The following is a 22,453-nucleotide window of genomic DNA, read 5'->3' as shown; positions in this document are numbered from 1 at the left end:
AAAATTTGGGAGAAAAAGTGTGGATAATGTGGAAAAAACCAAAAAATTAAGTTAAAACAGCTAAAATACTTGTGGATAAATATGTGGATAATGTGAATAAGATGTGGATTTGTTGGGGACAAAATTTCTATGAGCTTTCTGTAAAATTAATCCATTCTTCATATAGCATATCTAATCTGTTTTGAACTTCATCTCTTTTCATGGCTAAGTCCTGTACTTTTTCTGGTTCATCATATATTTCGGGTTTGCACATTAGAGCATCTATTTCTTTGATTTTTTCCTCCTCATTTGCAATTAAATTTTCTAGCTTTGCAATTTCCATTTTTCTTTCTTTTTCTTTTTCTTTTTTTTCTCTTTCTTTTTTTCTTTCAATTTTCATTTGAGTTTTAGTTTTAGTTTCTTCTTCTTCATAATCTTCTATGACTTGATTTTTCTTTTCTAAATAATAATCATAATTCCCCAAAAATTCTTCAGTGCCATCTTTAGACAACTCAATTATTTTATTTGTCACTTTGTTTAAGAAATATCTGTCATGAGAAATAACTAAAATTGTTCCATTATATCTTTCTAAAGCTCCTTCGAGAACTTCTTTTGAGTCTATGTCCAAATGATTGGTGGGTTCGTCCATTAAAAGAAAATTAGATTTAGAGAGCATAAGTTTAAGTAGGGATACCCTGCTTCTTTCACCACCACTTAAATCTCCTATTTCTTTAAATATATCATCACCCAAAAATAAAAATTGACTTAAATAAGTTCTTATTTGATAATAATCTAAATCAGGGTTTTCATCCCATATTTCATCAATTATAGTTTTGTCAGGATTTAAGTTTTCCTGTTCTTGATCAAAATACCCAATATGAACATTGGACCCAAGTGCTATATCTCCGCTAGTTTGATATGTTTTTTTCAATATCATTTTAAATAAAGTAGTTTTACCTATTCCATTAGGCCCAATGAGTCCTACTTTTTCACCTCTATAGACATTGAAATTTACATTTTTAAATAATACACCATCGTCAAAAGATTTGCTTACTTCATCTATTTTAAGCACTTCTCTTCCACTTTCTATTTTAGGTTCAAATTTCAATTTTGTTTTTTTCCCATCAGCTGCAGGTTTGTCCACCTTTTTCATTTTTTCAAGGAGTTTTTGCCTACTTTGAGCTTGTTTTATATATCTTTGTCCACCATAGCTTAAAAATCTCTTGATTATTTCTTCTTGTCTTTCTATTTCCTTTTGTTGATTGTCATATTGTTTTTTCAAAAGTTCCATTTCTATTTTTCGTTTTTTCATAAATTCAGTATAATTCCCATTGTAGGTTTTAAGAGTTAAATTTTCTAGTTGAAATATTTTGTCTACAACATTGTCTAAAAAGTACCTGTCATGGGATATGATGAGGGCAGTTCCAGTGTATTCTTTTAGGAATTTTTCCAGCCAAGTGACAGCTTCTATATCCAAATGGTTGGTAGGCTCGTCCAATAAAAGCAAATCAGGCTTTTCAAGAAGTAGTTTTCCTAAAGACAATCTAGCTTTTTGCCCACCACTCAATTTGTTTATTTCTTTTTCCATATCTTCATCAGAAAAACCAAGGCCTTTTAAAACACCTTTTATTTCACTCTTAAATCCATATCCATTTTTATTTGAAAACTCTTCTAATAGATCAGAATACTCTTCCATGAGTTTATTTAGTTTTTGTGTTTCACCTTTTGTTCCTTCTATACTTATTTGTTTTTCGAGTTCTCTTAAGTTTTTTTCCATTTCTATTATAGGTACAAAGACTTCTAGGCATTCTTCAAATACAGTTTTGTCACTTTGAATTTGAACATGTTGTTTTAGATATCCTATTTTTAAATCTTTTTGAACATATATATCTCCGCTGTCTTTAGAAATTTCTCCAGCTAAAATATTGAAAAGAGTTGTTTTTCCAGAACCATTTAGTCCTACAAGACCAATCTTTTCTCCACTATTTATGGAAAAAGTTATATTATCCAGTATGGTATCAACTATAAAAGTTTTAGATAAATTGTTGCAAGATAGTACTATCATTTTTATTCACTCCTATATAAACACTTTAATTTAATTTTACCAAAAAAGATAGTCCTATGAAAGATTAAGGACTATCTTTTATCTAATTCCATTGCCAAACTAGATAAAACTTTATCTACAAGGTCTATATCGCATTTATGATCTCTTGTGAAATGAATACAGTTTTCACAACTTTTTATATCTTCAACACTGAAGTCAGAAGACAGTTCCACAGAAAAGTCTTCCTTCATATTGTACTCATCACAGTGTGTTGCCACCTTTCGCAGTTGCTCTTTACTTGCCATAAAAATGCCTCCTTTGAGTATTATATTTTTTAGTATTTCAATAAAAAATATATATATTCAAAAAATATAATATAAAAATAATAAATAATGATAGAAAGATGAAAAAATGAGGTATAATAGAAGAGAAAGGGTATAAATTGTTACCTGAAATTGACATATAAATATAGAAATGATATAATTTGAAAAAGTGATTTGTCAAAATTTGATGGTAGGAGAGGAAGTTTGAATATGGATAGGGAAAGTAAAGTTTCAATGACAGTCATAAGAAGACTTCCTAAATATTATAGGTATTTGGGAGAACTTCTTAACAAAGGAATAACTAGAATTTCATCACAGGAATTGAGCAAGTTGACAGGTTTTACAGCTTCTCAAATAAGACAAGATTTAAACAATTTCGGAGGATTTGGCCAACAGGGTTATGGTTACAATGTGGAGGATTTACACAAAGAATTGGGCATAATATTGGGATTAGATAAAATGTACAATGCCGTAATTGCTGGTGCAGGTAATCTAGGTCAGGCTATAGCAAATTATAAGGGATTTGAAGATGCAGGAGTTAAAGTATTGTCATTGTTTGATAAAAATCCTAAAATGATTGGATTAAAAATCAGAGATATTGAAATCAGAGATGTAGATTTGTTGTCACAATTTATAAAGGATAATGATGTAGAAATTGGAATCATAACAACTCCTAAAGATAATGCTCAAGAGGTTGCAGACATATATGCAAGAAGTGGAATAAAAGGTATATGGAATTTTGCTCCTGCTGACTTAATAGTGCCAGATGATATTGTTGTAGAAAATGTACATTTAAATGAAAGTTTGTTTACATTGTCTTATTTTTTGAAAAATCATCCTAGTTTTGATACTGAATCCTAGTAGGAAACATCGTTAACTAAATGACGTATAAATTGTGATTATTTTACTTGTTCTACAGTCAATTTAAATTTTATATGCTCTAAAGGGCCAATATATCATATGTTTGTAGGGATATATTGGCTTTTTTTGCCATGTAGATATAAAACAGACAAAAATACAATATTAACAAAGATAAATAATTAACAAATGTTGTAGAAATAAAATTGGAAATGAATTATAATATATGTGGACAATATTTAGCCAATATTATAGGGAGGGAAATATAATATGAATTTCACTTTAACGAAAGAGCAAGAAATGGTTAGAAATGTAATGAGGGATTTCGCTGAAAAAGAAGTAAAGCCAATTGCAGCGGAAATTGATGAAACTGAAAGGTTCCCAAGAGAAAATGTAGAAAAAATGGCTAGATACAATATGCTTGGTATACCTTTCCCTGAAGAATATGGCGGAGCTGGAGGAGATGAGTTGGCTTACGCTATAGCTGTTGAAGAATTGTCAAAAGTATGCGCAACTACAGGAGTTATTTTATCTGCTCATACATCTTTGGGATGTTGGCCAATATATAAATACGGGACAGAAGAACAGAAACAAAAATATTTAATACCTTTGGCAAAAGGGGAAAAACTGGGGGCTTTTGCATTAACTGAACCAAATGCAGGTACAGATGCAGCTGGACAACAAACTGTAGCAGTGGAAGATGGAGACAATTATATACTTAATGGTTCAAAAATATTCATCACAAATGGTGGACAGGCAGATGTATATATAGTTTTTGCTATGACAGATAGATCAAAAGGAACTAGAGGAATAAGTGCGTTTATAGTAGAAAAGGATTTTCCAGGATTCAGCATCGGAAAAATAGAAGATAAGATGGGAATTAGAGCCTCTTCAACTGCAGAGCTTATTTTCCAAAACTGTGTAGTTCCAAAAGAAAACTTGCTTGGAGAATTAGGAAAAGGTTTTAAAATCGCTATGACTACTTTAGATGGTGGTAGAATAGGAATTGCTTCTCAAGCACTTGGAATTGCAGAAGGTGCATTAGAAGAAACTGTTAAATATTTAAAAGAAAGAAAACAATTTGGTAGACCAATAGCTAAATTCCAAGGATTGCAATGGATGGTTGCAGATATGGCAACTGAAATTGAAGCAGCTAAATTTTTAGTTTATAGAGCAGCTTTTAATAAGGCAAATGGACTTCCTTACAACAAAGAAGCAGCTATGGCAAAATTGTTTGCAGCAAATACTGCTATGGATGTAACTACTAAATGTGTTCAATTACATGGTGGATATGGATATACTAAAGATTACCCAATTGAAAGAATGATGAGAGATGCTAAGATAACTGAAATATATGAAGGTACTTCTCAAGTACAACAAATGGTTATTGCAGGTAGTTTATTAAGATAAATAAAGGAGGAGGAAGTTATGAATATCATAGTATGTTTAAAGCAAGTTCCTGATACAAATGAAGTAAAAATTGATCCAGTTAAAGGAACTTTAATTCGTGAAGGAGTTCCAAGTATTATAAACCCTGACGATAGAAATGCTTTAGAAGAAGCTTTGAAGATAAAAGATGCATGTCCAGATACAAAAGTTACTATTTTGAGCATGGGACCACCACAAGCTGATGTAGCTTTAAAAGAAGCATTGGCTATGGGTGCTGACGAAGCAATACTTTTAAGTGATAGAGCTTTTGCAGGTTCTGATACATGGGCAACATCTACAGCAATAGCAGGAGCTATTAAGAACATAGGAGATTATGATATTATATTCTGTGGTAGACAAGCTATTGATGGAGATACCGCACAAGTAGGTCCACAAATTGCTGAACATTTAGGAATTCCTCAAATTACTTATGTAGAAGAACTAGAAATATTGGACGGAAAAGTTAGAGCTAAAAGAGCATTGGAAGATGGATATTTTGTAGTTGAATCAGAAATGCCAGTATTACTTACTGCAATTAAGGAATTAAATGAACCTAGATATCCATCAATAAAAGGAATTTATAAAGCATATAGAGAAAACAAAGTTACTGTATGGACGGCTAATGATTATGAAGTTGATAGAGACAATCTAGGTCTTGATGGATCACCAACTCAAGTTAGCAAATCTTTCACACCACAAGGAAAAGCTTCTGCTGTGGAAATGTTAGAAGGAAATAGTAAAGAAGCTGCTAGAGCACTAGTAGTAAGACTGAAAGAGAGAAAGATTATATAAATATCTGTAATTCTAATATAAAAGGAGGATGTAGCTATGGCAGTAAAAGTCATGAAAGAAAAATGTGTTGGCTGTGGAGCTTGTATTAGAGTATGCCCATTTGATGCTATTCAAATGGTTGATAAAAAAGCAGTCATTACTGATAAATGTACAGCTTGTGGTCAATGTATAGAAAAATGTCCGGTAAAAGCAATTGAGAAAGAAGAAGGAAGAAAAGGCGGCGTAAACGTTGACGAATATAGAGGAGTTTGGGTATTCGCAGAACAAAGAGGTGGGAAACTTCTAAATGTTGCTATTGAGCTATTGGGAGAAGGAAGAAAAATAGCTGATGAATTGGGAACTGAATTAAGTGCAGTATTGTTGGGACATAATATTGATGATGTGGCTGAAACTCTTATAAAATATGGTGCAGATAGAGTACTTTATGCAGATAGCGAACTTTTAGATGTTTATACAACTGAAGGATATGCAAAAGTTATATATGATTTAATAGAAGAAAAGAAACCAGAAATATTGCTTATTGGTGCTACGAATATAGGTAGAGATTTGGGACCAAGACTATCAGCAAGAGTTCATACTGGACTTACAGCTGACTGTACAAGACTAGATGTTGACAAAGAAAACAGACGTCTCATGATGACTCGTCCAGCATTTGGTGGAAACTTAATGGCTACAATTCTTTGTCCAAATCACAGACCACAAATGTCAACAGTTAGACCTGGAGTTATGGAAAAGGCAAAACTTGTTGAAGATAGGAAAGGAACAGTTGAAAAGATTGCTCCAAAATTGACAGATGCTAATATCAAAGCTAAAGTTGTGGATGTAGTTAAGAGTGATAAACCAGTAGTAGCTCTAGAAGAAGCTCCTATAATTGTATCTGGTGGTAGAGGATTAGGAAATCAAGAAGGATTTAAACTAATTGAAGAATTAGCTGAAAAATTAGGTGGAGTGGTAGGTGCTAGCCGTGCTACTGTAGATGCACAATGGATAGATCAACCTCATCAAGTTGGTCAAACAGGAAAGACAGTTAGACCAGGACTTTATGTTGCTTGTGGTATTTCAGGAGCTATTCAGCATTTAGCTGGTATGCAAGATTCAAAATGCATAGTAGCTATAAACAAAGATCCAAATGCTCCAATATTTGAAGTAGCTGATTATGGTATAGTTGGAGATTTATATGAAGTAATACCTGCTTTAATCGAAGCATTGGACAATGTAGACGATATAATGGAAGCAATAAAGGCAGTTTCCGAAAACTAATCATAAAATGAGGCAAAGATGTCTTTGTCTCATTTTATTCATTTTTTCGTGTGTTTACAAAAAAGATGCTCTATGTTATAATCTCTATTGTATGAAGCAATAGGGGTTTGATTCAACATAGTGAAACGTTTTCAAAAAACCATTTAATTTTAAAGGGAGGTCATTTAAATGACAAAGGAAAAACTTAATCCATTTGAAAATGCCCAAAAACAAGTTAAGGATGCTTGTGATGCACTAGGATTAGATCCTTCTGTATATGAGATACTAAAAGAGCCACAAAGATTTCTTGAAGTTTCAATCCCAGTAAAAATGGATGATGGTTCTGTAAAGGTTTTCAAAGGATACAGATCTTACCATAACGATGCTATAGGACCAACAAAAGGTGGAGTTAGATTCCATCCAAATGTAAATCCAGACGAAGTTAAAGCACTATCAATATGGATGACTTTTAAATGTTGTGTAACTGGTATTCCTTATGGCGGAGGCAAAGGTGGAATCACAGTAGATCCAAAATCATTGTCAAAGGGCGAACTAGAAAGACTATCTAGGGGCTACATAGATGGAATATATAAACTAATAGGTGAAAAAGTTGATATCCCAGCTCCAGACGTAAATACTAATGGACAAATCATGGCTTGGATGGTAGATGAATACAATAAATTGATGGGCGAAAGCTCAATAGGTGTTATAACAGGTAAACCAGTTGGATTTGGTGGATCATTAGGAAGAAATGAAGCTACAGGATTTGGTGTAGCAGTTATAGCTAGAGAAGCAGCTAAAAAACTTGGAATGGATCTAAAAGGTTCAAGTGTTGCAATCCAAGGATTTGGAAATGTAGGCTCAAACACAGTTAGAAATTGCCAAAGACTAGGTGCAAAAGTTGTAGCTGTTGGAGAATGGGCTCCAGAAAAAGGAACTTACGCTGTATACAATGAAAATGGACTAGACTATAAAGATATGGCTAAGTACATGAGTGAACATGGAAATCTTGTTGGATATCCAAATGCAAAAGAAATCACTCTTGATGAATTCTGGGCATTAAATGTAGATATCATGATTCCAGCTGCACTTGAAAATGCTGTTACAGCTGAAGTAGCTGAAAAGATCAATGCTAAACTTGTTTGTGAAGCTGCAAACGGTCCATTGACACCAGATGCAGATGAAGTATTTGCAAGAAGAGGAATCACTGTTACTCCAGATATCTTGACTAATGCTGGTGGAGTTACTGTTTCATACTTTGAATGGGTACAAAACCTATACGGATACTATTGGAGTGAAGAAGAAGTACAAGAAAAAGAAGAAATTGCTATGGTTAATGCATTTAATGCAATTTGGGCAATCAAAGAAGAACATGATGTTCCAATGAGAAAAGCTGCATATATGCATTCAGTTAAGAAAGTAGCAGAAACAATGAAATTAAGAGGTTGGTATTAATATATAAAAAGCTGGTCAATTTGACCAGCTTTTTTTAACAACACAGGGGGACAGTTCTTCTGTGTTGTTGTGTTTTATACCCCTAGATTGGGTATTATATGTGGCGGGGTGATATAATGAACTACAATATAATAGAAGATAAAAATAAAGTAATATTAGAAGGAGTTTCTGATTTTGAACCTGTACATATATTTGAATGTGGTCAGTGTTTTAGATGGAACAAAGAAGATGATGGAAGCTTTACAGGAGTTGCACTTGATAGAATACTCAATGTAAAAAAAGAAGAAGATAAAATTATTTTTTCCAATACCAATATAGACGATTTTAATTATATCTGGTATGATTATTTTGATTTGGATAGAGACTATGGAAAGATAAAAAAAGAACTTTCGAAAGACGATGCTGTACTAGATGAAGCTGTGAAATTTGGAAGTGGTATTAGAATTTTAAATCAAGAGCCTTTTGAAACCACTATTTCTTTTATTATTTCTGCCAACAACAGAATTCCAAGGATAAAAAAATCCATTGAGCTTATAAGTGAAAGATATGGAAGCTTTTTAGGAGAGTATAATGGGAAAAAATATTATTCTTTTCCTCAAAAAGAGGAGTTGTCAAAAGTTACAGTGGAAGAACTGGAAGATTGTAAGGTGGGTTTTAGAGCTAAATATATAATAGCTGCTTCAAAGGCCATAGCCAATGGTGAGATAGATATATACAATTTAAAAAATCTTTCTACAGAGGAAGCAAGAGAAATACTCATGACATTAAAAGGCGTTGGTCCCAAAGTATCTAATTGTATACTCTTATTTTCTATAGGTAAACATGATTCTTTTCCGGTAGATGTATGGGTAAAAAGAGTCATGGAATATTTTTATCTTAAAGAAGATACCAATGAAAAATTGATACAAAAATATGGGGAAGATAAATTTGGAAACTTGTCAGGATTTGCACAACAATACTTATTTTATTATGCAAGAGAATTAGGAATAGGCAAGTAATAAAAGGGTGAAAAATATGTATAAGATTATGGTTATTGAAGACGATGATAAGATTTCAAGTCTTATAAAAAATAAATTGGAGAAATACGGATATATCGTAACTATAGTGGAGGATTATTCAGATATAAAAGGAGAATTCATAAAAGAGGATCCACATTTAGTTCTTTTGGATATCAATCTACCATATTATGATGGATTCTTTTGGTGTAGAGAAATAAGAAGTATATCTAAAGTTCCTATCATATTTATATCTGCTAGATTTTCAGATATGGATCAAGTTATGGCAATAGAAAATGGCGGAGATGATTATATAACAAAGCCATTTTCTTTTGATATTTTATTAGCTAAAGTAAAAGGAGCTATAAGACGAGCATATGGAGAATATGCAAAAGGAAATTCAATGGATGTATATGAGGTAGAAGGAGTTTTTCTATATAAAAGTCAAAATATAGTTGAATATAAAGAAAAAAGAGTTGAGCTTAGCAAAAAAGAGTTTGCATTGTTATACATTTTAGCTTCAAATTTAGAGTCTATAGTTGAGAGAGACACACTTTTAGGAGAACTTTGGGACGACATGGATTTTGTTGATGACAATACATTGTCGGTAAATATCGGGAGGCTCAGAAGGAGATTGGAAGACATAGGGATATTTGAGGCTATTAAGACAAAAAGAGAACAAGGTTATTCCATGACAAATACTTGGAGCTAGGTGATAATATGAACCTTAAACAATATTTAAAAGATAGATTGAATTTCATAGTAGTTTATTTTGTGAATACATTTTTAGTCATCATAATAATGATGTTAGATATAATAATTAGAAAAGAGAGTCTTAATTACCCAAATATTATTTATGCATTGCTATTATCAATATTATTTTTAATTGTTTTAATAGTTATAGATTATGGTAGAAATAAAAAGTTTTATAAAATCATTAATCAAGGGTTAAAGGAAAGAGAGAGTTTAGAATATATATTTAATATTCCTGACAATATTACTAAAGAGCAAAGTGTATTTAAGAAACTTCTAACTAACAATTATATGATATATGAAAGTAAATTAGATAAATATAGAAAAATGACTAAAACTCAAATGGATTTTAATAATAGATGGATTCATCAGATGAAAACACCCGTTTCAGTCATTAAGCTAATATTGGAAAATGAGAGTGATCAAAATATTGATGAAGATAGAAAAAAGAGCTATGAAAGCATTGAAGAAGAGATAGAGAAATTGTCTCATGGTCTAGAAATGGCACTTTATACTTTAAGGGTTAATGATTTTGAAAAGGATTTTATAGTTGAAGAAGTAGATTTAATAAATGTTGTAAGAAATGTAGTTAATGAAAATAAAAATGCCTTTATAGTAAATTCAATTTATCCTAAAATAGTTACAAATGAGGATTTAAAGGTGAAGACAGATAAGAAATGGATAAAATTCGTTGTAAATCAGATTATATCTAATAGTATAAAGTATACAAAAGTGAAAGAAAGTAATGATAAATCAATAGTTATTAAGCTCTATAAAGAAGACGATAAAACTATACTTTCTATTGAAGATAATGGTGTAGGAATACCTCCAAATGATTTGGATAGAGTTTTTAACCCTTTCTTCACAGGAGAAAATGGCAGAAGTTGTTCAGAATCTACTGGTATGGGATTATATTTATCTAAAGATACATGTGACAGACTAGGTCATTGTATAAATGTAGAATCTGAAGAAAGGGTATACACAAAGGTGTGTATTACTTTTTATCAAGGTAAAAGCATTTATAATTTTTAAATATGAAATCTAACAATATTGTTAGATTTCAATTGAAATTGAAAGAGAAATCAATGGAAGGATTTCTCTTGTTTTTTTATACTAGATATAGTAAATATAATTGCTTTAGGAGGTAGAAAGATGACAGTATTAGAAACTAAAGGACTATCTAAAATATATGGTAGCAAAGGAAAAGGGATTTCTGTAAAAGCATTGGATGATTTCAATATGACTATAAAGGAAGGCGAATTTGTTGGTGTAATGGGACCATCAGGAAGCGGCAAGACTACTCTTTTAAATATTCTTGCTACTATTGATTCTCCATCTTCTGGGGAAGTATTAGTAAATGGGAAAAAACCTCACTTATTAAATGAAGATGAACTAGCTATTTTTAGAAGAAATAATTTAGGATTTATATTTCAGGATTTTAATCTATTGGATACACTATCAGTAAAAGAAAATATTATACTTCCCTTAGTGCTAGAAGAATTACATATGAAGGAAATTGAGAAAAGAGTAGATGATATAGCAGCTACATTAAATATAAGCAATATCTTAAATAAAAGGACTTATGAGATATCTGGAGGACAGCAACAAAGGACTGCTTGCGCAAGAGCTCTTATCAACAATCCTGCAATCATACTAGCAGATGAGCCTACTGGAAATTTAGATTCAAAAGCATCCTTTGACTTGATGTCATCCTTAGAAAAAATAAATCAGGGAAAACAAGCTACTATTGTTATGGTAACTCATGATGCCTTTGCAGCTAGTTTTTGCAATAGAATAATAATGATTAAGGATGGAAAGTTTTTCTTGGAAATAGCAAAAAGATCCAATAGACAAGTATTTTTTAAGGAAATATTAGACTCACTATCTCTTCTTGGAGGTGGATATAATGAAAATATCTAATATGGCCTTAAAAAATATTAAGGGAAATATGTATAGATATATAATGTACTATTTAAGTAATTCCTTTGCAGTCACGGCATTCTTTATATTTGCAAATTTCATATTTCATCCAGCGATAGATTTAAAATCTTGTGAAGGCCATGCAATTGCAAAAATGGGTGCAGCTAATGGTATGATAATTAGCCAAGTGATAATAGTAATATTTTCTGTATTATTTGTAGGGTATTCAACTTCTATATTTTTAAAATCTAGGGGAAAAGAATTTGGTCTTCTTTCTCTATATGGAATGACTAGAAAACAAATAAAGAAGTATTTACTTATAGAAAACACATTTATATCTATTTTATCTATAGCAACAGGAATATTGACGGGAGTTGTATTTTCAAAATTATTTTTTATGATAATGGAAGGATTTTTAAACATTAAATTGCCTTTACATATATCCTTTAAAGCAATAGGGCTAACTACTATAATCTTTTTTGCTTTGTTTGAGATAATTAGTATTTTTATGTTATTTCGAATAAAGAATAAAGAAATAATTGAGCAAGTAAAATCAAGCAAAGTACCTAAGACAATACCTGAATTTTCAAAGGGCAAAGCTATATTAGGTGTAGTATTATTAATTATTGGTTATACTGTAGCTTGGTTTGTGGAAGGGATACTGGTACCTTTAGCAATGATACCAGTAGTATTAATAGTAATAGCTGCAACTTACTTTTTATTTACTCAATTTAGTGTAGCAATAGCTAACAAGATATTGAACAATGAAAACATACTCTATAAGAAAACCAATATGGTAGCTTATTCTCAAATGATATTTAAGTTACAAGATACAGCTAAAGTTTTATTTTTGGCTTCTGTATTAGGTACTATAACATTTAGTGCTACAGGGACTATATACTCATTTTATACAGAGGTTTCTAGGATAACTGGTTTAGAAACTGCTCATGAAATGGTAATAGTCCAAAAAGGTGATACATTAGCAGATAATGAGGTAATAAGGAATGTAGAAAGAAAACTTGAAGATAATAATATAAAGGTTAGACAAATTTATAGAGTAGAAGGTAGAAGTATAAGCTCAGTAGTTAAAGAAGGAGAGGAACCACAAGAATTTTTTGTAATGTCTAATTCTGATTATAATAGATTGGCTAAAACTTTGGGAAAGAAATTAGTAAATGTTAAAGAAAATCAAGTTATTTACAATCATCCTTATAATGACTTAACGGAATCAGAAGAAGTAAATGATGAAAATAGAAAAGCCAAATGGGATGAGATAGGTTTAAATATCGGAGGAGATGCAAAGAAATTTAAATTAGAAGAAGAAATACACGGTCAAGTAATAGCAGTATCTACTGTAGGATATTCAAAAGTTTTAATTTTAAATGATAGAGATTTTGATAAAGTACTAAAAAGTACAAATAAAGAGGATGTAGTTGTTTATAATGGAATGAATTTAGAAAATTGGAAGCGTTCTTAATTCGTTCTTTGATTTAAAATCTTTATCAAATCTATTGATGGGAAATTTATTTACTAATGGACTTGTAGTCATGATGGGGTATTTAGTATTTCAAATTGTATATTTTGTTATAATAAGAGCCATATATATAAACAGAATAAGGTATAGTTAAAGAAAAACATTGGAAAAGCTAAGAAATGAGAGATAATAAATGGAAAAGTGAGATATTTATTATTAAGTATGAAACTTTAGATAAATAGGCACAATTAGCCTAAATTTAAAACTTGATTACAAAATCCATATTAAGTAACATATAAATTGTAGGTGTTAGCACTCGATGATGTCGAGTGCTAACAAATTCCCGGAAGAATATAATTATTTAAATACAAGGAGGGCAAAGATTATGAATATTAAACCATTAGGAGACAGAGTAGTTATTAAGATGATTGAAGCTGAAGAAAAGACTAAAAGTGGTATAGTTCTTCCAAGTTCAGCAAAAGAGCAACCACAGATGGCTGAAGTTATGGCTGTAGGCCCAGATATCGTAAATGATGAAAAGAAAAAAGATCAAATAAAGGTAGGAGACAGAGTTATATTCTCAAAATATGCTGGAACTGAAGTTAAACTTGATGGAGTAGAGTATACAATAATTAAGTTAAACGATGTTTTAGCTGTTATTGAATAAAAATAAAGGAGAGTGAAGTAAAATGGCTAAAGAAATAAAATTTGGTGAAGATGCACGTCGTTCAATGGAAAAAGGTATAAATCAACTTGCAAATACTGTTAAAGTAACCCTTGGACCAAAGGGAAGAAATGTTGTTTTAGATAAAAAATTTGGTGCACCACTTATTACTAATGATGGTGTAACAATTGCTCGTGAAATAGAATTGGAAGATCCATATGAAAATATGGGTGCTCAACTTGTTAAAGAAGTTGCTACAAAAACTAATGATGTAGCTGGAGATGGAACTACTACTGCTACATTACTTGCTCAAGCAATCATAAGAGAAGGACTTAAGAACGTTGCAGCTGGAGCAAATCCAATGATTCTTCAAAGAGGAATTCATAAAGCTGTAGATAAAACTGTTGAAGAGATAAGAAGATTTTCAAAAGAAGTAGAATCAAAAGAGGCTATAGCTCAAGTTGCTTCTATTTCAGCTGGAGATGAAGAAATAGGAAAATTAATTGCTGAAGCTATGGAAAAAGTAGGAAATGACGGAGTTATCACAGTTGAAGAATCAAGATCTATGGGGACTACATTAGATGTAGTAGAAGGTATGCAATTTGATAGAGGATATGTATCTCCTTATATGGTGACAGATGCTGAAAAAATGGTAGCTGAATTAGATGAACCATATATACTTATTACAGATAAAAAAATTGCAAATATCCAAGAAATATTACCAGTTCTTGAACAAATAGTACAACAAGGTAGACCATTACTTATCATTGCCGAAGATGTAGAAGGAGAAGCTCTTGCAACATTGGTAGTTAATAAATTGAGAGGAACATTTAACTGTGTAGCTGTTAAAGCTCCTGGATTTGGCGATAGAAGAAAAGATATGCTTCAAGATATAGCAATACTTACTGGTGGTACAGTTATATCTGAAGAATTGGGATATGAATTGAAAGATACTACAATTGATATGTTAGGAAAAGCTAGAAAAGTTAAAGTTGACAAAGACAATACTACAATTGTTGATGGAGAAGGAAATCAAGCTGATATAGAAAATAGAGTTAAACAATTAAAAGTTCAATTTGAAGAAACAGAATCAGAATTTGATAAAGAAAAAATACAAGAAAGACTTGCAAAACTTTCTGGTGGAGTAGCTGTAATTGAAGTTGGAGCTGCTACTGAAACTGAGCTTAAAGAAAGAAAATTGAGAATAGAAGATGCGTTAGCTGCTACAAGAGCTGCTGTTGAAGAAGGTATAGTTCCTGGTGGTGGAACAGTTCTTGTAGATTGTATACCAGCTGTTGCAAAATTGTTAGATGAAACTGAAGGAGACGAAAGAACAGGAGTAAATATCATTGTTAGGGCTCTAGAAGAACCTGTAAGACAAATTGCTGCGAATGCGGGACTTGAAGGCTCAATAGTAGTAGAAAAAGTTAAAGCGGAAGGAACTGGAGTTGGATTTGACGCATTGAGAGAAAGATATGTAAGTATGATAGAGACTGGAATTGTTGACCCAACAAAAGTTACTCGTTCAGCTCTACAAAATGCTTCATCAGTAGCTGCAATGGTTCTTACTACAGAAAGTGCAGTTGCAGATATAGAAGAAGAAGACCCAATGGCTGGCATGGGCGGCGGCATGGGTGGCGGAATGCCAATGATGTAATAAAAAAATCTCTGAGAAATTTTTCTCAGAGATTTTTTTTATTTTTTGCAGTACTTTTTTTGTTTACTTCGTTATAATTAGTGAGAGAGAAAGGAGGGGAAATATGGAGCAGGATATGGAGCTGATAAAGCAAACACTATCAGGAAATGAAGAAGCATTTGCCAAAATAATAGATAGATATAAAGGATATATATTTGCTGTTATATTAAATTTTATTAAGGAACATGATGAAGCAGAAAATATAGCACAAGAAGTTTTCTTGCAAATCTATATTTCCCTTCCAGAATATAAAACTCAGAATTTCAAAGGGTGGATAGGCAAAATTGCAGCTAATAAATCTATAGACTGGAAAAGAAAAAATATAAATAAACATAGGGAAAAAACAATAGATAATATTGAAAATATAGTAAATGTTGAGGAATTAGTTTTCTATAAAACTCCAGAAGATATTTTAATACAAAAAGAAAGTAGAGAAAAAATTCATAGATTATGTGAAGATATACCAGATATATATAAAGATGTAATTATAAAATTTTATTTTCAAGAAAAAAGTTATGAGGATATTGCCAGAGAGGAGTGTACTACTACAAAGACGATAGCTTCTAGGCTTTATCGTGGACGCAATATGTTGAAAAAAAAGTGGAGGGAAGAAAATGAAACATTATGATGAATTGGAATGGATTTTTTATAAAGAAAAAGCTTTTTCAAAAGAAAAGTCCAAAGAAATGGAAGAACATCTTTATGAATGCGATGAATGTATGGAAATTTTTCTCTCTCTTATAGGCAGTGAGGAAATAGATAGTGCTGAAGAAACAATTTCATCTGATTTTAACCATAGGACAATGGAAGATATACGAAAAATAAAATACAAACCAAAAGTTAAAGTCGAGAAATATACAGAATCATTTAAACATATGTTTGGCTATTATGTAGCAGTAGCTGCAGTTGCTATTATTCTGACTTGGGGTGGATTTTACAGTGGATTGGTTGATGTATTACCTCAAATGGCTAAATCAACTATTAAAAAAGAAACAACAGATAAATTCAATATTGTATTTAGCTTATCGGAAAATATAGTGAATAGAACATCTAATTTTATCAATAATTTTCAAATATCTAAACTTGAGGAGGGATTGAAATGAAAGAAAAAAGTAGATTTATAACTTTTTTATTATCTTTTGTACCTGGATTGTCGCACTTTTACCTAGGTTTTAGAGATAGGGGAGTAGTATTTCTTTTAATATTTTTCATACTAATTTTTAGTTTATCAGGGATGGCAATTGTTACTCACAATGATGGATTTGCTGCAGTATTAGTTTTTTCATTGCTGGTATTATGGGTTATTGCATTGATAGATGTTTCATCCACAAAGAAAAAATTTATTGCTGAAGAGTATGATGGTACAGGGAAAAAAATAAATGAGGAGGACGGAGAAGAAATGAAAGAATCAAATAGAAAAGCTATTACCTTGGCTTTATCTATAATACCTGGAGCAGGTCATATGTATTTAGGACAGCAAAAAAAGGGATTAACTATAATGGGTGCTTTTTTCTTTACTATATTTTTTATGGGATGGTTAAATTTGAGTTTGTTTTTATTTGTACTGCCTCTAATCTGGTTTTATAGTTTTTTTGATGCATTTCATTGTGTTGAAGGAAATAAACCTGATGAAGAAGTTTCATTTGCATTGCCAAAAATAAAATCACAATGGGTAGGTTGGATATTTATTGGGATAGGTATTTTAATTGTTGTGGAGAGAATACTTTATCCTCTTATACCTTATGAAATGCGTAACTATATTCAAACTACAATTGTATCTCTAATATTTATAATTGGCGGCATTAGATTGTTATCTAAAAATAAAGTAAAAGAAAATAAATCGGATGGGGATGAAGATATATGCGAAAAAGACGAGTAGGAACAATTTCTATGGGAATTGTGTTAATTGCCTTTGGAGTGCTCATATTTATTGCGCAAATAGAAAGCGTATCAGCTGTAAAGTTATCAATCAAATTTTGGCCTGCAATACTATTTTTGATAGGTGGAGAAATACTGTGGTATAGTTATAAATATAAAGAAGAAGATATGAATATAAAGTATGATTTTTTTAGCATATTTATAGTTTTATTGATAGTTGTCATAAATTTAGGAATTTATAGTTTGATTGAAACTAATATGATAGATAAAATTAATACAAGAATTTTTTCTCAAGTTTATAAGTTTAAAATTCCTTGCAATGAGTTTGAAGTTGATAAAGAAATTGAAAAAATAGTTGTAAATTCACCATTTCATACTAGTTTAACTGTTAGGTCTGGAGAAAGTAACAAAGTAGTTTCTTCTGGTTCGATTAATATAACAACTGATGATAGAGAAAAAGCTAAAGAAGTTTTAAATGATGAATATATTGTCATTAATAAATTAGACAATGTTCTATATATTTCGTTTATGGATTGTTCAGATTATAACAACAATATTCAATATGTATGTCCCTGTGATTTCAATATTACATTACCATGCAATAAAAAAGTTGAAATAAATGGTGGCAGTGATTTGAGATTGATGGCTGATGAGATTAAAGATAATTGGATTATAGATAGTGTAAATCGGGCAAAAATCAGATTGGGAAAAAATACAGATGTAAAAGTAGATGCTTATGTAGATGCTAAAGAAATGCTAAAGGGAAATGTGAAATGGAAGACTACTGAAGAAAAAATTCAAGGAGAAGAAGAACATGCTGTTAAAGGAGAGCTAGTATATGGAAATGGGGATAGTTGTATATATGTTCTCAACTGTGATGAATTAACCGTAGATAAATTGGAATGATATAAAAAGCATACTGTATTTAAGTGAGAGGATGAAATTTCATTCTCTTTTGTTTTTTTTGCAGTACTTTTTTTGTCAATTTCGTTATAATAAATAGATATAAAAAGTTGATTTAGTGTATCTATTTAGATTCAATTATTTTTAAAATTTTAGCAATAGAGGAATAATAAAGTAATATATATTTTACTTACTCATAGTGGTTCTTTGCTATCAAGATGTATTTATGTATATACAAGGGAACCCTATACTCATGTTTCTATTTCATTAGATAAAAATCTCAATGAACTATATAGTTTTGGTAGAATAAGGCCCTCAAATCCTATAATTGGTGGTTTTGTAAAAGAGGATGTTGTAAATGGAACCTATGCAAGATTTCCTGAAACCAGATGTGCATTGTATTCTTTAAAGGTAAATGATATTCAATATAAGAGATTAAAAAAAGAGTTGAACAAATTTAGAATGAATGAGGACAAGTATAGCTACAACCTGTTAGGACTATTTGGAATAATGCTAAGGGTTCCGGTAGAAAGAAAGTATAATTATTTTTGTTCTCAATTTGTAGCTACCCTATTATACAATAGTGGAATATTTATTGTTCATAAACATGCAGCCCTTGTATGTCCTGAAGATTTTAGAGAATGTAAAAAACTAAAATTAATCTATGAAGGTAAACTAAAAGAATATAGTTATGAAATGAAAATTTGTAGTTAAATTCTACGAAAGCAGTGAAAATAATTTACATAGATTTTAATAAATAGAAAATATAAATAAATAAAATTTCATTAAATATGGTATAATATTTAAAAGATATATTTATTGGGGGCGATAGAAATGACCAATGAAGAGTTTCAAGCCATAGTGTTGAGTGAATTGAAGGCATTGAGGGAAGACATATCAGGCGTAAAGGGAGATGTATCGGGCTTAAAAGAAGACATGTCAGGCGTAAAAGGAAATGTATCGAGCTTAAAAGAAGACATGTCAGGCGTAAAAGAAGATGTATCGGGCTTAAGAGAGGACATGTCAGGTGTAAAAGGAAATGTATCGAGCTTAAAAGATGACATGTTAGGCGTAAAAGAAGATGTATCGGGCTTAAGAGAGGACATGTCAGGTGTAAAAGGAAATGTATCGAGCTTAAAAGAGGACATGTTAGGCGTAAAAGAAAAAGTAGATGAAATTGATAAGAAGCTAAATGCAGTATATGAACAGACAGCATTTTTGACAGAATTCAAAGAAGAAAGCATCAAAAATAACAAAAGAATTGAACAAGAAAATAGAAGATTAAAAGAAATAGTAGGAAGACATGAATTAGAAATTCAAGATTTAAAACAAAAAATCGGCTAAATAAAAGGACTCCTAAAAGAGTCCTTTACCATTCTACTGAAATCTTTGAACGGTCAATAGAAGCTAAATCTTTACAGCCTGTGAGTATCATAGCTTGATATAATTCGTTTTTCATATTGTTAAGAACAAGTGAAACCCCTTCTTTATATCCTCCAAAAGCTCCAATGACTATAGGTCTACCTATCAATACTCCATCTGCTCCTAAAGCCAACATCTTAAATACATCAACTCCAGAACGTATTCCTCCATCTACAAGTATCATTATTTGTCCATCTACAGCTTCTTTTATTTCAGGAAGTACTCTTGCAGTAGACTGAGTATGATCAAGTATTCTGCCACCATGATTTGAAACTACTATAGCCTTTGCTCCAATTTCTACAGCCAATTTAGCTTCTTCAGGAGTCATGATTCCTTTTAGAATGAAAGGCAAATTGGTTGAAGAAACTATTTCTTTTAATTCTTCAATAGTTTTTGGCCCAACAGGTTGTCCTTTAAGAGCCATGGTCACTAAACCTGCTCCATCAATATCCATTCCTACAGCTATTGGATTTATTTTTTCAGCCTTTTTTACATTTTGAATGACTGAGGGATTTTCTCTTGGTTTAATAATAGGAACACCTTTGCCATTAACTTCTTTCAATATATTAATTCCTTCTTCATACATAGTTAAATCTGCTGAATCACCAATCATAGCAATAGTTCCTGAAGAGATGCTGCCATTTACTGCACTATCTACATATTCTCTTTCAGTTAGAGCTCCTCCCATATTGAAGACACTACCAGTTATAGGTGCAGTTATGATGGGAAAGTCTAAATTTGTATCAAAAAATTTAAAATTCAAATTTGGATTTTTGGCATCGTGGATAGTTTTTAATTTCAATTTAACTTTATTTAAATCTTCTACATTGATTTTGAAAGAAGATCCTGTCAGTGAACCTCCCATTCCTGGTACTTCTCCAGCACAGGCTACTCCATTGCAAACAGGGCAAACTCTACAATAGCCCTTCATTTTCTCTCTTGCTACAGATTGAACTTCTTTTAAATCCATAATAACACCCCTTATCCTTTCTTTTATACTGATAAATCAATTATATAATAAAATTAAATCAATTTGTACCAATTGTCTTGACATAAGGTTTAAATTTTGTTAAGTTTAAAAGAAAATATTATCACAAAGGGACGAAAAGATTCATGCGTCTTGTGGTATACTATATATAAATTTAGATAAAATTATACAAAGAGGAGGAATTTTGATGGAGTTTGTTGGCGAAGGACTTACTTTTGATGATGTACTTTTGTTACCTTGTAAATCTGATGTTTTACCCAAAGAAGTAAAAATAAATACATGGCTTACTAATAAAATAAAGCTTAACATACCACTTATGAGTGCGGGAATGGATACTGTTACAGAAGCGAAAATGGCTATTGCTATGGCCAGAGAAGGTGGAATAGGTATCATTCATAAGAATATGACTATAGAAGAGCAAGCTATGGAAGTTGACAAAGTTAAGAGATCTGAACATGGCATCATAACAGATCCATTTTATTTATCTCCAGTTCATACTGTTTCTGATGCTCTTGAACTTATGGAAAGATATCATATTTCTGGAGTACCTATAACGGACAAGGATGGAAAGCTTGTAGGAATTATAACTAACAGGGATATTAGATTTGAAACTGATACTACCAAATTAATAGATGATGTAATGACTAAGAAAAATTTAGTTACAGCTCAAACAGATATTTCAATGGATGATGCATTGGAAACTATGAAAAAATACAAAATTGAAAAATTGCCATTGGTTGATGAAGATTTTATGCTTAGAGGTCTTATCACAATAAAAGACATTGAGAAATCAATTAAATATCCGAATGCAGCTAAAGATGGTTCAGGAAGACTTCTTGCTGGAGCAGCAGTAGGAGTTACAGCAGATATGATGGAAAGAGTAGATGCGTTAGTTAAAGCAAAGGTAGATGTAATAGTAGTGGATACAGCTCATGGTCATTCAGAAGGAGTCATGGAGGCAGTGAGAACTATAAAATCTAAATATCCAGATCTTCAACTAATAGCAGGAAATGTAGCTACGGGAGAAGCAACATTGGATTTAATAAAAGCAGGAGTAGATGCAGTAAAGGTAGGTATAGGACCTGGCTCCATTTGTACTACTAGAGTAGTTACGGGTATAGGTGTTCCTCAAATAACTGCAATCATGAATTGTGCAGAAGTAGCTAAAGCTTATGACATTCCAATCATTGCAGATGGAGGAATAAAGTATTCTGGAGATGTAACTAAAGCTATTGCTGTTGGGGCTAATGTAGTCATGATAGGCTCCTTGTTTGCAGGTACCAGTGAAAGTCCTGGAGAAGAAGAACTTTATGAAGGAAGAAGATTTAAAGTATATAGAGGCATGGGTTCATTGGCAGCAATGGCAGCTGGTAGTAAGGATAGATACTTTCAAGAAGGTTCTAAAAAATTAGTTCCAGAAGGAGTAGAAGGAAGAGTTCCATACAGAGGACCATTGGGAGATGTAGCATATCAATTGATTGGTGGATTGAGATCAGGTATGGGATATGTAGGCGCTCACAATATAAAAGAATTGCAAGAAAAATCTAGACTTGTGAAGATAACAGGAGCGGGACTTATAGAAAACCATCCTCATGACATAAACATCACAAAAGAAGCACCAAATTATAGTAGAAGATAGGAA

At 31.5% G+C, this 22,453-nt stretch carries 22 protein-coding genes; 19 read left to right on the top strand and 3 right to left on the bottom strand.

The window, feature by feature from the left end:
* Positions 1-127 precede the first annotated feature (127 nt).
* Positions 128-2,044 carry an ABC-F family ATP-binding cassette domain-containing protein gene (locus BUA21_RS00700; protein WP_072742612.1) on the bottom strand — a complete coding sequence of 639 codons (1,917 nt, stop codon included), beginning with the start codon at positions 2,042-2,044 and terminating at the stop codon, positions 128-130.
* Positions 2,045-2,115: 71 nt separating this feature from the next.
* On the bottom strand, positions 2,116-2,328 hold the full coding sequence (locus BUA21_RS00695) for a hypothetical protein (RefSeq protein ID WP_072742611.1): 213 nt from the start codon (positions 2,326-2,328) through the stop codon (positions 2,116-2,118).
* 228 nt (positions 2,329-2,556) lie between these two features.
* Between BUA21_RS00695 and BUA21_RS00690 the strand changes: the two genes are divergently transcribed.
* The 18 genes from BUA21_RS00690 (at position 2,557) to BUA21_RS00605 (ending at position 19,745) form a co-directional block, all read left to right on the top strand.
* Positions 2,557-3,207, top strand: a complete 651-nt coding sequence (locus BUA21_RS00690; RefSeq protein WP_072742918.1) for a redox-sensing transcriptional repressor Rex — start codon at positions 2,557-2,559, stop codon at positions 3,205-3,207.
* 267 nt (positions 3,208-3,474) lie between these two features.
* The gene (locus BUA21_RS00685) at positions 3,475-4,614 is read left to right on the top strand and encodes an acyl-CoA dehydrogenase (RefSeq protein WP_072742610.1); all 1,140 of its coding nucleotides are present in this window, start codon (positions 3,475-3,477) and stop codon (positions 4,612-4,614) included.
* An 18-nt stretch (positions 4,615-4,632) separates the two neighbouring features.
* Positions 4,633-5,424, top strand: coding sequence for an electron transfer flavoprotein subunit beta/FixA family protein (locus BUA21_RS00680; protein WP_072742609.1), 792 nt, complete (start codon positions 4,633-4,635; stop codon positions 5,422-5,424).
* 36 nt (positions 5,425-5,460) lie between these two features.
* Positions 5,461-6,684 carry an electron transfer flavoprotein subunit alpha gene (locus BUA21_RS00675; RefSeq protein ID WP_072742608.1) on the top strand — a complete coding sequence of 408 codons (1,224 nt, stop codon included), beginning with the start codon at positions 5,461-5,463 and terminating at the stop codon, positions 6,682-6,684.
* 168 nt (positions 6,685-6,852) lie between these two features.
* Entirely contained in the window at positions 6,853-8,118 is a 1,266-nt protein-coding gene (locus BUA21_RS00670; protein ID WP_072742607.1) for a Glu/Leu/Phe/Val family dehydrogenase, read from the top strand.
* Positions 8,119-8,234: 116 nt separating this feature from the next.
* Positions 8,235-9,116: a DNA-3-methyladenine glycosylase family protein gene (locus BUA21_RS00665; RefSeq protein WP_072742606.1), complete on the top strand. Its 882-nt coding sequence runs from the start codon at positions 8,235-8,237 to the stop codon at positions 9,114-9,116.
* Positions 9,117-9,132: 16 nt separating this feature from the next.
* A complete protein-coding gene (locus BUA21_RS00660) occupies positions 9,133-9,825 on the top strand; it encodes a response regulator transcription factor (protein ID WP_072742605.1) in 693 nt (230 codons plus the stop codon).
* An 8-nt stretch (positions 9,826-9,833) separates the two neighbouring features.
* Positions 9,834-10,898 carry a sensor histidine kinase gene (locus BUA21_RS00655; protein WP_072742604.1) on the top strand — a complete coding sequence of 355 codons (1,065 nt, stop codon included), beginning with the start codon at positions 9,834-9,836 and terminating at the stop codon, positions 10,896-10,898.
* A gap of 120 nt (positions 10,899-11,018) precedes the next feature.
* A complete protein-coding gene (locus tag BUA21_RS00650) occupies positions 11,019-11,786 on the top strand; it encodes an ABC transporter ATP-binding protein (RefSeq protein ID WP_072742603.1) in 768 nt (255 codons plus the stop codon).
* Positions 11,773-13,263 carry an ABC transporter permease gene (locus BUA21_RS00645; protein ID WP_072742602.1) on the top strand — a complete coding sequence of 497 codons (1,491 nt, stop codon included), beginning with the start codon at positions 11,773-11,775 and terminating at the stop codon, positions 13,261-13,263. Before BUA21_RS00650 ends, BUA21_RS00645 begins: the two co-directional genes overlap by 14 nt.
* A gap of 382 nt (positions 13,264-13,645) precedes the next feature.
* Positions 13,646-13,927, top strand: coding sequence for a co-chaperone GroES (locus tag BUA21_RS00640; RefSeq protein ID WP_072742601.1), 282 nt, complete (start codon positions 13,646-13,648; stop codon positions 13,925-13,927).
* Positions 13,928-13,949: 22 nt separating this feature from the next.
* A complete protein-coding gene (groL, locus tag BUA21_RS00635) occupies positions 13,950-15,581 on the top strand; it encodes a chaperonin GroEL (protein WP_072742600.1) in 1,632 nt (543 codons plus the stop codon).
* Between the two features lie 103 nt (positions 15,582-15,684).
* Positions 15,685-16,248 (top strand): RNA polymerase sigma factor, encoded by a 564-nt coding sequence (locus BUA21_RS00630; RefSeq protein ID WP_084604077.1) that lies wholly within the window; start codon positions 15,685-15,687, stop codon positions 16,246-16,248.
* Complete coding sequence (locus tag BUA21_RS00625; protein ID WP_072742599.1) at positions 16,235-16,723, top strand: hypothetical protein; 489 nt, start codon at positions 16,235-16,237, stop codon at positions 16,721-16,723. The genes BUA21_RS00630 and BUA21_RS00625 overlap by 14 nt, the downstream gene beginning before the upstream one ends.
* Positions 16,720-17,499: a hypothetical protein gene (locus BUA21_RS00620; RefSeq protein ID WP_072742598.1), complete on the top strand. Its 780-nt coding sequence runs from the start codon at positions 16,720-16,722 to the stop codon at positions 17,497-17,499. Before BUA21_RS00625 ends, BUA21_RS00620 begins: the two co-directional genes overlap by 4 nt.
* Positions 17,481-18,404 (top strand): hypothetical protein, encoded by a 924-nt coding sequence (locus BUA21_RS00615; protein ID WP_072742597.1) that lies wholly within the window; start codon positions 17,481-17,483, stop codon positions 18,402-18,404. The genes BUA21_RS00620 and BUA21_RS00615 overlap by 19 nt, the downstream gene beginning before the upstream one ends.
* 204 nt (positions 18,405-18,608) lie before the next feature.
* Positions 18,609-19,115 (top strand): hypothetical protein, encoded by a 507-nt coding sequence (locus BUA21_RS00610; protein ID WP_234973662.1) that lies wholly within the window; start codon positions 18,609-18,611, stop codon positions 19,113-19,115.
* 120 nt (positions 19,116-19,235) lie between these two features.
* Positions 19,236-19,745, top strand: a complete 510-nt coding sequence (locus BUA21_RS00605) for a coiled-coil domain-containing protein (RefSeq protein WP_072742595.1) — start codon at positions 19,236-19,238, stop codon at positions 19,743-19,745.
* 25 nt (positions 19,746-19,770) lie between these two features.
* On the opposite strand, the gene BUA21_RS00600 is transcribed toward BUA21_RS00605, so the two are convergent.
* Entirely contained in the window at positions 19,771-20,793 is a 1,023-nt protein-coding gene (locus tag BUA21_RS00600) for an alpha-hydroxy-acid oxidizing protein (protein WP_072742594.1), read from the bottom strand.
* A 205-nt stretch (positions 20,794-20,998) separates the two neighbouring features.
* Between BUA21_RS00600 and guaB the strand changes: the two genes are divergently transcribed.
* Positions 20,999-22,450: an IMP dehydrogenase gene (guaB, locus tag BUA21_RS00595; RefSeq protein WP_072742593.1), complete on the top strand. Its 1,452-nt coding sequence runs from the start codon at positions 20,999-21,001 to the stop codon at positions 22,448-22,450.
* Positions 22,451-22,453: the final 3 nt, after the last annotated feature.

This window comes from Sporanaerobacter acetigenes DSM 13106 (assembly GCF_900130025.1).
GTDB classification, from domain to species: Bacteria; Bacillota; Clostridia; order Tissierellales; family Sporanaerobacteraceae; genus Sporanaerobacter; species Sporanaerobacter acetigenes.
Note: the sequence above shows the minus strand (reverse complement) of the source record. Positions and strands in the feature narration are given on the sequence as shown.